The organism is Mycobacterium sp. (assembly GCF_036273375.1).
Lineage (GTDB): Bacteria > Actinomycetota > Actinomycetes > Mycobacteriales > Mycobacteriaceae > Mycobacterium.
Genome location: NZ_DASUHS010000251.1, coordinates 1 through 12,471 on the forward strand (window position 1 = coordinate 1; position 12,471 = coordinate 12,471).

At 68.6% G+C, this 12,471-nt stretch carries 10 protein-coding genes; 3 read left to right on the top strand and 7 right to left on the bottom strand.

Translation table 11 applies throughout. From position 1 onward, the window contains the following. Positions 1-186: 186 nt before the first annotated feature. Positions 187-1,104, bottom strand: coding sequence for an undecaprenyl-diphosphate phosphatase (locus tag VFW69_RS22550; RefSeq protein WP_526504786.1), 918 nt, complete (start codon positions 1,102-1,104; stop codon positions 187-189). A 213-nt stretch (positions 1,105-1,317) separates the two neighbouring features. On the opposite strand from VFW69_RS22550, the gene VFW69_RS22555 reads away from it, so the two are divergent. The 3 genes from VFW69_RS22555 (at position 1,318) to VFW69_RS22565 (ending at position 7,521) form a co-directional block, all read left to right on the top strand. Then, positions 1,318-3,726: a CaiB/BaiF CoA transferase family protein gene (locus VFW69_RS22555; RefSeq protein ID WP_526504788.1), complete on the top strand. Its 2,409-nt coding sequence runs from the start codon at positions 1,318-1,320 to the stop codon at positions 3,724-3,726. 70 nt (positions 3,727-3,796) lie between these two features. Continuing rightward, complete coding sequence (locus tag VFW69_RS22560) at positions 3,797-5,281, top strand: acetyl-CoA acetyltransferase (protein WP_526504790.1); 1,485 nt, start codon at positions 3,797-3,799, stop codon at positions 5,279-5,281. 113 nt (positions 5,282-5,394) lie between these two features. Then, positions 5,395-7,521, top strand: coding sequence for an NAD-dependent epimerase/dehydratase family protein (locus VFW69_RS22565; RefSeq protein ID WP_526504792.1), 2,127 nt, complete (start codon positions 5,395-5,397; stop codon positions 7,519-7,521). 3 nt (positions 7,522-7,524) lie between these two features. On the opposite strand, the gene VFW69_RS22570 is transcribed toward VFW69_RS22565, so the two are convergent. From VFW69_RS22570 to lon, 6 genes are all read right to left on the bottom strand, one after another. Further along, positions 7,525-8,757, bottom strand: a complete 1,233-nt coding sequence (locus VFW69_RS22570; RefSeq protein WP_526504794.1) for an NAD(P)/FAD-dependent oxidoreductase — start codon at positions 8,755-8,757, stop codon at positions 7,525-7,527. A gap of 47 nt (positions 8,758-8,804) precedes the next feature. After that, positions 8,805-9,530 (bottom strand): DUF72 domain-containing protein, encoded by a 726-nt coding sequence (locus tag VFW69_RS22575; RefSeq protein ID WP_526504796.1) that lies wholly within the window; start codon positions 9,528-9,530, stop codon positions 8,805-8,807. Positions 9,531-9,537: 7 nt separating this feature from the next. Beyond that, complete coding sequence (locus VFW69_RS22580) at positions 9,538-10,164, bottom strand: HhH-GDP family DNA glycosylase (protein WP_526504804.1); 627 nt, start codon at positions 10,162-10,164, stop codon at positions 9,538-9,540. A gap of 41 nt (positions 10,165-10,205) precedes the next feature. After that, complete coding sequence (locus VFW69_RS22585; protein ID WP_526504798.1) at positions 10,206-10,538, bottom strand: TfoX/Sxy family protein; 333 nt, start codon at positions 10,536-10,538, stop codon at positions 10,206-10,208. A 40-nt stretch (positions 10,539-10,578) separates the two neighbouring features. After that, the gene (locus VFW69_RS22590) at positions 10,579-10,965 is read right to left on the bottom strand and encodes a nitroreductase family deazaflavin-dependent oxidoreductase (protein ID WP_526504800.1); all 387 of its coding nucleotides are present in this window, start codon (positions 10,963-10,965) and stop codon (positions 10,579-10,581) included. 67 nt (positions 10,966-11,032) lie between these two features. Continuing rightward, the coding region (lon, locus tag VFW69_RS22595) for an endopeptidase La (RefSeq protein ID WP_526504802.1) at positions 11,033-12,471 on the bottom strand (1,439 nt) is incomplete at its 5' end.

Here is a 12,471-nt window from a genome sequence, read left to right on the forward strand (position 1 = left end):
CCGGTGATCACGACGACCTTGCCGCGGACCTTGTGGCCAATCGAAGCCGTGTCTGCCATGCCGGTCCCCTCCAGATTCTTGACGGGTGTCAACTAGACAACGGGCTAAGCACAGCACTCGAAGTCGCCCCGCGCAACAATCCCCGTTGCCGCGGTTGCGGACTGGGCGCCCGCGCGGCCCGACGATTCAGCTCAGGGCAAACCAGACCAGGCTGGCGCCGCCGGCCAGGGCGCAGTAGATCGCGAACGGCGTGAGCGTCCGGGTCTCGAAATACCGCGTCAGGAAGCGCACGGCGAGATAGGCGCAGATGAACGAGGCGACACTGCCGGCCAGCACCTGGCCACCGATTCCGGCACCGAGCGGCCCGAAGAGTTCCGGGATCTTGTACACGCCCGCGGCCAGAATGATCGGCGTCGCAAGCAAGAAGGAAAAGCGGGCGGCGTCTTCGTGCGACAAGCCCCGCCACAGGCCGGCCACGATGGTGATCCCCGAACGGCTGATACCGGGCAGCAGCGCGAGTATTTGCGCCGCACCGATCACCACGCCGCGGGCCAGGGGGAGTTGCGCGAGCCGATGGTCGGAGGCCTCGTCGCCGCGTTCGGGTTCGTCGCCGGCCACCGCGGGCTCACCCGGAGTGGGCGCGATGCGCCTGCGAAGCACCTCGCCCACGTAGAGCGCGATGCCGTTGAGTAACAGGAAGGCCGCCGCGGGGACGGGCTTGCCCAACGTGGTGCGGAACAGCTGTTCGAGCGCCAGCCCGGCCAGACCCACCGGGATGGTGCCCCCCACGATCAGCCACGCCAGCCGTTCGTCGGGCGTCTGGATCCGCCGATGGCGCAGCGACGTGAAGAACCCCGTCAGGATGCGCACCCAGTCACGCCAGAAGAACACCAGCAGCGCGGCGGCGGTGGCCACATGCAGGCCCACGATGAACGCGAGGTACGGCGATTTGGGGGCGGACACGTTGAGGTCCTGGGCCCATCGCCCGCCGACCAGCGCCGGCACCAGCACCGCGTGCCCCAGGCTGGAGACCGGGAACAGCTCGGTGACGCCTTGGAACGCGCCGACCACGACGGCCTCGACGTAGCTCAGGTGCACGGTCATAGTGATGCCTCCATGAGACGACGGGTAGGGCCTGGCGGATCGGCCTGTGACGATAGCCGACGCCGGGCCGGCACGGACCTTCGAGTGAGCGTTGCCCAATGGCCGATGGCGCAGACACCGAATCAGCTTGCCCACCGGGCACTTTGGCCGTCGCGGTGGTCGCTCGACGAAGGGAATGGCCGTCGCGTAGCGGCCTGACCAGGCGGGTACGGTGTGCAGATGGCCGACGGGTTGCTCGATGCCGTGCGCGTCCTCGACTTGTCGAGCGGCGTCGCGGACGCGGTCACCCGGCTGTTCGCCGACCTGGGCGCCGACGTCCTCAAGGTGGAGCCGCCGGGCGGTTGCCTGGGACGCGATGCGCTGCCCACCCTGCGTGGCGCCAGCATTCCGTTCGCCGTGCACAACGCCAACAAGCGCAGTGCGGTGCTCGATCCGTTCGATGACGAGGACTGCGCCCGCTTTTTGGACCTGGCCGCCGAGGCCGACATCGTCGTGGACACCGGCGCCGACGAGCGCGGGGCCATGTTCGGGACCTCGGGTGAGGAGCTGGCGGCGCGCTGTCCCCACCTGGTGGTGCTGTCGATCACGGACTTCGGCGCGACGGGTTCGCGGTCGTCATGGCGTGCCACCGATCCCGTGTTGTACGCGATGTGTGGCGCACTGTCGCGGTCCGGCCCCACCATCGGCACCCCGGTGTTGCCGCCGGACGGTATCGCGTCGGCGACCGCCGCCGTTCAGGCGGCGTGGGCCACGCTCGCCGCGTACTACAACCGATTGCGCTGCGGCACAGGTGATTACATCGACTTCTCCTGGTTCGACGCCGTCGTCATGGCCCTCGATCCCGCGTTCGGCGCGCACGGGCAGGCCGCCGCCGGCGTCCGCCGCAGCGGGCGGTGGCGGGGCCGGCCGAAGAATCAGGACGCGTACCCGATTTATCCGTGCCAGGACGGTTACGTCCGGTTGTGTGTGATGGCGCCGCGGCAGTGGCGTGGCCTGCGGCGCTGGCTGGGGGAGCCGGCGGAGTTTCAGGACCCGAAGTACGACGCGATCGGTGCGCGCTTCGCGGCCTGGCCGCAAATCAGCCAGCTGATTGAGGAGTTGTTCGCCGGACAGACCATGAAGGACTTGGTCGCCGCCGGCCAGGCGAACGGGGTGCCGATCGCCGCGGTGCTGACGCCCGCACGGATCCTGGGGTCCGAACACTTCCAGGCGGTGGGCGCCATCACCGACGCCGAACTCGTCCCGGGCGTGCGCACCAGCGTGCCGACCGGATATCTCGTCGTCGACGGCCGGCGTGCGGGTTTTCGGACGCCGGTGCCGGCCGCGGGATACGACGAACCGTATTGGCGCGGCAATCCATCGGTGGTGCCGTCGTCATCGGGCCGGCTCGGCGACTATCCCTTTGCCGGGCTGCGGATTCTCGATCTGGGCATCATCGTCGCCGGCGGCGAGCTGAGCCGCTTGTTCGGCGACCTGGGTGCCGATGTCATCAAAATCGAAAGCCCCGATTACCCGGACGGATTGCGGCAGGCCCGGATCGGCGATGCCATCAGCGAGTCGTTCGCCTGGACGCACCGCAATAACCGGGGATTGGGACTGGATCTGCGCAGCGCCGAGGGCAAGAAGATCTTTGGCCGCCTGGTGGCCGAGGCCGACGCGGTGTTCGCCAACTTCAAACCGGGAACCCTTACAGCACTGGGCTTTTCCTACGATGAGCTGCGTGTCATCAACCCGCGGATCGTGCTGGCCGAAAGCAGCGCGTTCGGCGATACGGGGCCGTGGAGCGCGCGGTTGGGGTACGGTCCACTGGTCCGCGCGACCACCGGGGTCACCCGGCTCTGGACGTCCGACGGTACTGAGAGCGAAGCCGGCACGGGCAGGCACGGGTTCTACGACGCGACGACGGTCTTTCCCGACCACGTGGTGGGGCGGGTCACGGCGATCGGGGCCCTGGCCGCACTGATCCACCGCGACCGGGCCGGCCGGGGAGCCCACGTGCACGTCTCGCAGGCCGAAGTCGTGGTCAATCAGCTCGACACGCTGTATGTCACCGAAGCCGCGCTGGCCGCGGGCGTCGCTCAGATCCGCCAGGACACCAGTCTGCATGCGGTCTACCCCTGCGCGGGCGACGACGAATGGTGCGTCATCTCGATCCGGTCCGACGATGAATGGCGCCGCGCCGCTTCGGTTTTCGACCATGCCGGGTGGGCGGACGACCCGCGCTTCGCCACCGGCGAAGCGCGGCTGTCCCATCGCGGCGAGCTGGTGGAGCTGGTCTCCGGCTGGACCCGCACACGAACGCCTCTGCGGGCGGCCGAACTGCTGCAGTCGGCCGGCGTCGCGGCCGGGCCGATGAACCGCCCGCCGGACATACTCGAGGACCGGCAGCTGATCGCGCGAAACGTCTACAGCCCCATGGTGCATCCGCTGATCGAAAGTCCGTTGCCGGCCGAGACGGGGCCGGCGCCATTCCGCCACATCCCGGCGGCCCGCCAGGCCCCCGCACCCCTGCCCGGCCAGGACACCGCCGAGATCTGCCGAGGCCTGCTCGGAATGAACCCCGCGGATATCCAGCGGCTGATCGACGACGGCGTCCTGTCCATCCCGACCGACACCGCTTAGCGGTCGGCGCACGACGCCCGGCGAGGCCCGCCACAACGGCCAGATCCATAGCCACGCTAAATTCGTTCCCATGAGCGTCGACCCCCGGACCCCGGTGTTGATCGGCTATGGCCAGGTCAACCATCGCGACGAGATCGACCCGGAAACCCGCTCGGTCGAGCCGATGGACCTGATGGTGGCCGCGGCCCGGCAGGCGGGTGGTGCCGCGGTGATCGAGGCCGTGGATTCCATCCGCATCGTGAACATCCTGTCGGCCCAGTATCGGGACCCGGGCCTGTTGCTCGGCCAGCGAATCGGCGCCCGGAACTTCACCACGTTGTACAGCCCCGTCGGCGGCAACGTGCCGCAGTCGCTGGTCAACCAGGCCTGCCTGGACATCCAGCGGGGCCGGGCCAAAGTGGTGCTGCTGGCCGGCGCCGAAACCTGGCGCACCAGGCGCGGGCTGCGGGCCAAGGGCGGCAAGCTGGTGTGGACCGAACAGGACCACTCGGTCCCGATGGCCGAGATCAGCGGTGACGACGTCCCGATGGCCGGCGACGCCGAGATCAGGATTTCCCTCGATCGGCCTGCCTACGTCTACCCGATGTTCGAGGAGGCGCTTCGGATCACCAACGGCGAGTCGATCGGCGATCACCTCAAGCGCATCGGAGCGCTGTGGGCACGGTTCAATGCCGTCGCGGTGGACAACCCCAACGCCTGGATCCGCAAACCGTCGGGCGCCGACGAGATCAGCCAGGCGGGCCCGCAGAACCGGATGATCAGTTGGCCCTACACCAAGCTGATGAACTCCAACAACATGGTCGACCAGGGCGCCGCGCTCGTCCTGACCTCGGTCGGGGAGGCCACGCGGCTGAAGATCCCCGCCGAGCGCTGGGTGTTTCCGCACGCGGGCACCGACGCCCACGACACCCCGTCCATCGCCGAGCGCCACGAACTGCACCGCTCGACGGCGATCCGGATCGCCGGTGCTCGGGCGCTGGAACTGGCCGGTTTGGGGATCGACGACATCGATTACGTCGACCTGTACTCCTGCTTTCCCTCCGCGGTTCAGGTGGCGGCGTCCGAGCTCGGGTTGGGCGTTGACGACCCCGCCCGTCCACTGACGGTCACCGGGGGGCTGACGTTCGCGGGCGGACCCTGGAGCAATTACGTGATGCATTCGATTGCCACTATGGCGGAGTTGCTGGTGGCCAATCCGGGCCGGCGCGGCCTCATCACCGCCAACGGCGGTTACCTGACCAAACACAGCTTCGGGGTCTACAGCACCGAGCCGCCCGCCGAATTCCGTTGGGAAGACACGCAACCGGCCGTCGATCGGGAGCCGACGACGGACGCGGTGGTCGAGTGGGAAGGCGTCGGCACCGTCGAAGCCTGGACGACGCCATTCGACCGCGACGGCCAGCCCGAGAAGGCATTTCTGGCCGTGCGTACGTTCGATGGGTCGCGCGCGCTGGCCGTGGTCACCGATCGCGCCACGGCGCAGGCATCGGTGCGTGAAGATATCGGTGGCGCCAAGGTTGCCGTCGCCGCGGACGGCAGCGCCACGCTGCAATAGCCCCGGCCGACCGCATCACGCAAGGTGGCCGAACCGTTACCGGACTAACGGTCGCGTAGCCCATGCCTGCTTGCCTATTGTTGAGGACTGAGGGTTGGGGGAGGTGAGCCCAGGTGCACATCCTGGTTACCGACGCCACCGGCGCACTCGGGCGGCTGGTCGCTGGGCAGCTGATCGCTGCCGGGCACACGGTTACCGGCATTGCTGAGCTTCCCCATCCGTGCCTGGACCGCAACGTCGACTTCGTTTGCGCGTCGCTGCGCGACCGGGTCCTGCGGGAGCTGACCGACGAAGCCGATGCGGTGATCCACCTGGCGCCCATCGACCCCTCCGTCCCCGGCAGCGCGGACGTGGACGGCCTGGCGCGGGTGACCGACGCGGCCGCCCGCGCCGGTTCCCGGCTGCTGTTCGTGTCGCAGGCCGCCGGCCTGCCTGACCTGTATCGACCGGCCGAGGACCTGGTGGCCTCGAGCTGGGGCCCGACCGTGGTCGTCCGGATCGCACCACCGGTCGGTCGCCAACTCGACTGGATGGTGTGCCGTACCGTGGCCACCCTGGTGCGCGCCAAGGCCTCGGCTCAGCCCATGCGGGTGCTGCACCTCGACGACCTGATGCGCTTTTTGGTTCTGGCGTTGAACACGGACCGCACCGGTGTCGTGGACCTCGCCAGCCCGGACACCGTCAATCTGATCACCGCATGGCGGGTGCTGCGAGCGACCGACCCGCGATCCCGGCCGCATCGGGTGCGCAGCTGGTCACAACTGATTCCTGAAATGAATGTTTCGGCGGCACAAGAGGATTGGTCGTTCGATTTCGGCTGGTACGCACTGGACGCGGTCGCCGATACCGCGCGCGGACTCGTCGGCCGCCGGCTCGACACCGCGGGCGCGATCAACCACGGCGGACGGCTCGCGCTCCCGGTCGAGGTGCTGGCACACCCCCGGCGGCCAGCTGACAGCGCTCACAACGCGGCACCCGAAGGCATCGAGGGCGAATTCGACGACCAGATCGATCCGCGGTTTCCGGTCTTCAGCGGCTCCGCCCTCAACGAGGCGCTGCCTGGACCGCTCACGCCGATAACGCTGGACGTGCAGCTCAGTGGGCTGCGCACCGCGAGCCGGATGTTGGGTCAGATGCTTGCGCTAGGCGGCGCGGTCGACGAGGAATGGGGCAGCAGGGCCATCGCGGTGTTCGGCCATCGCCCCTACGTCGGGGTGTCGGTCAACATGGTCGCCGCCTCCCAGCTGCCCGGTTGGGACCAGGAGGCCGTCGCCCGCGACGCCCTGGTCGGCCGGCCCCACGTCGGTGATCCGCTGCCGTTCGGTGAGCCTGCACTGGCGGGCGGCGCGCTCGGCTCGGTCGCCAAGGCGGTTGCCGCGGGACGGTCGGTGGCTGCGCTGCGCCATCTGCGGGCCGACACCCGCGCCTACGGCGCCGCCGCGACAGCGGAGCACCTCGGTGCCGGCGAGCTGGCGTTGCTGCCGGAGGCGGTGCTGGAAGTTCGGCTGCGGCTGCTGCGCGACCGCATTCACCAGGGCTGGATCCTCAACGCACTGTGGTTGATCGATGCCGGCGTCAGCGCCGCGGCGCCGGTGCGTAGCCAGGCGCGTCGCGGTGTGCCCGGGGTGGGCATGATCACCGACAGCGATCTCGTCGCCGCGGAGATCGCCGAGTTGGCGGCCGCGCTGCGGGCCGACCCGCCGTTGTGTGCGCTGGCGGAGGAGGGCAACCTCGCGAGCATTCGCGCGTTGTCGCCGACGACCGCAGCCGCCGTGGATGCCGCCGTCGCGCGGATCGGACACCGCGGCCCGGGGGAGGCCGAGCTGGCCAGCGCGACATTCGCCGACGACCCGACGATGTTGCTGATCGCCGCGGCTGCAGCCGCCGCACAGCCCGCGCCGGTACTGACGCATGACGGCCGGTTGGCCGCCCGCGCCCGCGGCTCGCGGGAGCTGGCGCACGACACCACGATGCGCTTCACACATGAGCTCCGGATGACGTTGCGCGCCTTGGGTTCCCTGCGTGTCGAAACGGATTTGATCGACGACGTTGACGACATGTACTACTTGACCTGCAACGAACTGGTCACGCTGCCCGGCGATGCGCGGCTGCGGATCAAGCGCCGCCGCACCGAACGGGAACGGTTGCAGGTGCAATGCCCACCCGACGTCATCGACGGGACGTGGGCTCCGGTGCAGCGCAGCGCTGACGACTCCGGCGCCGAGCAAACTGTCAGTTGACGGTCAGCCGAGCAGATCGGTCAGCGACGACCGCGGATCGCGTAACTTGTCGACGTCGACCGGGGCTTGGGACCGGATCAGAGCTTTGACGTCATCGAGCACGTCCCAGACATTGACGTTCATTCCGGCCAGCACCCGGTCGTCGCCGTCGAGCCAGAACGCGACGAATTCGCGCCCGGCGACGTCGCCGCGAAACACCACCCGATCGAAGCTGGGCGCGTGCCCGACGTATTCCATGCCGAGGTCGTATTGGTCGGTGAAGAAATATGGCAGCTCCGCGTATTCGCCTGGCGTGCCGAGCATCCCGGCCACCGCGACCACGGGCTGCTTGAGCGCATTGGCCCAGTGCTCGGTGCGGATGCGGGTGCCGAAGAGCGGGTGTTGGGCCGCGGCGATGTCGCCGACGGCATAGATGTCGGGGTCACTGGTGCGCAACGAGGCATCGACCAGGACCCCGCCGTCACCCATGGACAGTCCGGCCTGTTCGGCGAGTTCGGCGTTCGGCTTGGCGCCCACGGCCACCAGCACGGCGTCGGCCGCGATGGTCGCCCCGTCGCGGGTCCGCAGACCGGTCGCGGCTCCGTCCGCCCGGGTGATCTCTTCGACCTGAGTCTCGAGCCGCAGATCCACCCCGTGCTCGCGATGCAAGGTGGCAAACACTTCGCCGACGGTTTCTCCCAATGCGGCCAGCAGGGGTTGCTTGGCCGTCTCGACCACGGTGACGTCGACGCCGCGCTGACGGGCGCCGGCGGCAACCTCCAGCCCGATCCATCCGGCGCCCACGACGGCCAGCGACGCCCCTTCGGTCAGAACGGAATTCAATGCCACCGCGTCTTCATAGGTGCGCAGATAATGGACGCGGGCGGCGTCCGAGCCCGGTAGCGGCGGACGCCGCGAGGCCGAGCCGGTCGCCAGCAGCAGCTTGTCGTAATGAACGGTGGTGCCGTCGGCTAGACCCACGGTGTGGCCGGCGGCGTCGAGGTCCGAGGCTCGGGTGCTGAGCCGTAGGTCGACGTTGTTGTCCCGGTACCAACCGGAGTTGCGCACGGTGAAATCGGTCAACGACTTCTTTCCGGCCAGATACTCCTTCGACAGCGGGGGCCGCTCGTAGGGCAGATACTCCTCGTCGGCGAACATCATGATGTGGCCATCGAAGTCGTTGTCGCGCAACGCTTCTACGGCTTTAGCCGCGGCGAGTCCACCGCCGATGATGACGAAGCTGGTCGAGCGGGCCATGATGGATGCTCCGATCTTTCGAAGGATTCCAGCCTACTCGTGCGCGCTCAACCCAAAAGCTCGCGCAAGGCCAGCGCATTGCGGACCGCGTGGCCACCCAGGTCGTTGTTGAAATACATCCACACGTCCCTACCGTCGCCGTCCCACTGGGCGATTCGATCGGCCCAGCGCCGCAAGTCGCTGTCGGAATACGAGCCGGCGTAGTTGGTTTCCGGATCCGGGCCGTGCATCCGGATGTACACCAGGTCGGTCGTCGCCCGGGGGATGCACTCGAGCCCGAGCCCGCTCATCACCACATAGGCGGCGCGCCGGTGTTGCAGTAACTCGAACACGGCGGGGTCGTTCCACGACGGGTGCCGCAGTTCAACGGCGACGCGGATCGATTCGGGCATGAGGGCCAGGAACGAATCCAGGCGGGCGTCGTCGCGCTGCTGCTGGGGATGCAATTGCACAAGCAGCACCCCGTGCCGGTCACCCAGCAGACCCCAACAACGCTCGAACCGCTCGATCCACGGCTCGGGTGAGGCCAGCCGGCGGTAGTGTGTCAACCCGCGATGCGCCTTCACCGACATGGTGAAGCCCTCCGGCAGCTGCCGGCGCCAACCGGTGAAGGTCGAATCCTGGGGCCACCGGTAGAAACTCGCGTTCAGCTCGACGGTGTCGAACACCTCGATGTAGCGGGCGAGCCGGCGTCCCGACGGCGTTCCGGTCGGGTATAGTACGTCGACCCAATGGTTGTACGACCACCCCGAGGTACCGATGCGTATGGTCACGGGCCGCTCAGCCGGCAACCCGCTGACGCACATCGTCGTCTAGCGACGCCCTGACCAGGGCGGCGGCCAGCCGCGCATTGGCCTGCGGTGCAAGCGATCCCAGTTCCTTCGGTTCGGCGGGCAAACCCAGTTGCTTGGCGGTGCCGGTGGTGCGTTCGTCGAAATACGGCCGCACCCACGTCCACACGTCCTGTACCTCGCGCAGGTAGATGTCGGCACCGATGTCGCCGATTCCCTTGAATTCCTTCAGCATTCGTCTGGCCGCCGCCCGGTCGTGCCGGCTGCGATCGCCCAGTCGGCGCAGATCACCGGCGTAGTCGTCACGAACGCGGTCGGCCATTTCGGCGAGCCGGGTGGCAGAGCTCTCGTCGTAGCGCACGTAGTGCGCCCGCCCGAACGCGTCGATCATGGTTTGCCGGTCCGCGTCCTGCACGGCTTTGGGTGTCCGCAAGCCGGCCTTGAACAGTTCACGCGCGGCGGCCGTGGCGATGCCCGCATCGATCGGCTTGCTGGCAAGCATGCACAGGACCAGGAGCTGAAACAGTGGCATCGGCTTGTCGCTCATCGTGATACGCGCCTGAGCGGCATAGGTCGTGCCGGCAACGGCGAGCAGTCGTCGCACCCGGTTGTCCATACGCATCCACGTACCCGCGCCCTGCGCGAACAAACCGGACGCTACTTGGGCGGCAGGCTGCGTGCGTAACCGACTCCGCGGGTGACCCAACTGCCAAGCTGGCGTTTGGTTTGCACGCCGGCGGCCGCTACGCGCAACCAGCCGGGGGCTTCCCGACCGGCCATCACCATCGGGCTGACGTGAGCACGTTCGGCGAGCTTGTCGGTGTCTTCCCGCGGCACCCGCACCAGCAGCCCGCCCTGGCCGCTGACGGCCACCGACATGTTGCCGTTGATCAGAAACGCCAGGCCGCCGAACATGCGTTTCTCTTCGACGCCGGGCTCAGTGCCGAGGAGCTCGCGGATCCGGTTGGCCAGGTCTTCGTCGTAGGCCATGCGCCGACCATAGACCCGCTGACTGACCGATGTGGCGGCGTCAGTCCAGATCGACGCGGATGGTCAGCAGGTCGCTGCCCATCAGGCGCACCACCGCGCTGTTCATTCGCGGCAGGTTGCCCAGCCGCTGCACGGCGTCATCGTCGGGCAGCAGGTGCGCCGTCCCATTGCGCCATCGCCCGCCTACCCGCACGCGGACAGCGGGATTGGATTTGATGTTGCGGACATAATCCGAATGCTCGCCGTGTTCGGAGACCATCCAGAATTGGTTGTCCACCACGCGCCCGCCCACCGCGGTGCGCCTCGGCTGTCCGCTGTTGCGTCCGGTGGTTTCGAGCATCGTCATCGGCAGCTGCCGACCCACCGGATTGACCACCAGCCGCTGAACGCGATGCACTAATTGCCGTTTGAGACTCACAAGCTCCATTCAACGCCAACGCCCGGCGTCACACTAGCGTGACGCCGGGCGGCGAGCGTTATCCCAGCGTGGCGGGTCAGGCGGCCACCGTGGCGGCCTGCGCCGCAGATTCCAGCGCCTGGGCCACGATCTCGGCGACGTCGGTCATGGGCCGCACGTCCAGTGCCCCCAGCACCTCTCCCGGCACGTCGTCCAGATCCGGCTCGTTGCGTGCCGGGATGAAGACCGTTGACAGTCCGGCACGTTGGGCCGCCAGCAGCTTCTGCTTGACGCCACCGATCGGCAGCACCCGCCCGTTCAGCGTGACCTCGCCGGTCATGCCGACGTCGGAGCGGACCTGCCGTCCGGTCGCCATCGACACCAGCGCGGTCACCATCGTGACACCGGCCGACGGGCCGTCCTTGGGCACCGCGCCCGCGGGCACGTGCACGTGAATGCGCCGGTCCAGCGCCTTGGGGTCGACACCTAGCTCGGCCGCGTGCGAGCGCACGTAGGAAAGCGCGATCTGCGCGGACTCCTTCATGACGTCACCCAGCTGACCCGTCAACTGCAGACCCGGCTCACCGTCGGTCGCCCCGGCCTCGATGTACAACACGTCGCCCCCCAGGCCGGTAACGGCCAGCCCGGTGGCCACGCCCGGCACCGCCGTGCGCTCGGCCGACTCCGGCATGAACCGGGGGCGGCCCAGGAAGTCAACCAGATCCGGCTCGTCGATGGTCAGCGGCGCCGGATCCCCGGCCAACTTGGTGGTCGCCTTACGCAACGCCTTGGCCAGCAACCGTTCGAACTGGCGCACCCCAGGCTCGCGCGTGTAGTCCGCGGCGATCTTGCGCAGCGCATCGTCGGTCACCACGACCTCGTCCTCGGTCAGCGCCGCCCGCTCCCGCTGCCGGGGCAGCAGGTAATCCCGGGCGATGGCGACCTTGTCGTCCTCGGTGTAGCCGTCGATAGTTACCAGCTCCATTCGGTCCAGCAGGGCCGACGGGATGTTCTCAATCACGTTGGCGGTGGCCAGGAACACCACGTCGGACAGGTCCAGGTCCAGATCCAGGTAGTGGTCGCGGAAGGTGTGGTTCTGCGCGGGGTCGAGCACCTCGAGCAGCGCAGCACTCGGGTCGCCGCGATAGTCGGAACCGACCTTGTCGATTTCGTCTAGCAGCACAACGGGATTCATCGATCCCGCTTCACCGATCGCTCGCACGATCCGGCCCGGCAACGCGCCCACATAGGTGCGACGGTGCCCACGGATTTCGGCCTCGTCGCGCACGCCGCCCAGGGCGACGCGGACGAACTTGCGGCCCAACGCCCGGGCCACGCTTTCGCCCAGCGACGTCTTGCCGACGCCGGGAGGACCGGCCAGCGCCATCACCGCGCCCGAACCGCGTCCGCCGACGACCTGCAGCCCGCGCTGCGCGCGGCGGGCCCGCACCGCCAGGTACTCGACGATGCGGTCCTTGACGTCGTCCAGCCCGTGGTGGTCGGCGTCCAGGACGTCGCGCGCGGCCCTCAGGTCGG

Coding starts and splice junctions, on each gene's coding strand:
- VFW69_RS22550 (WP_526504786.1), bottom strand. CDS start 1,104: ATGACCGTGCACCTGAGCTACGTCGAGGCCGTCGTGGTCGGCGCGTTC.
- VFW69_RS22560 (WP_526504790.1), top strand. CDS start 3,797: ATGAGCGTCGACCCCCGGACCCCGGTGTTGATCGGCTATGGCCAGGTC.
- VFW69_RS22570 (WP_526504794.1), bottom strand. CDS start 8,757: ATGGCCCGCTCGACCAGCTTCGTCATCATCGGCGGTGGACTCGCCGCG.
- VFW69_RS22580 (WP_526504804.1), bottom strand. CDS start 10,164: ATGGACAACCGGGTGCGACGACTGCTCGCCGTTGCCGGCACGACCTAT.
- VFW69_RS22585 (WP_526504798.1), bottom strand. CDS start 10,538: ATGGCCTACGACGAAGACCTGGCCAACCGGATCCGCGAGCTCCTCGGC.
- VFW69_RS22590 (WP_526504800.1), bottom strand. CDS start 10,965: ATGGAGCTTGTGAGTCTCAAACGGCAATTAGTGCATCGCGTTCAGCGG.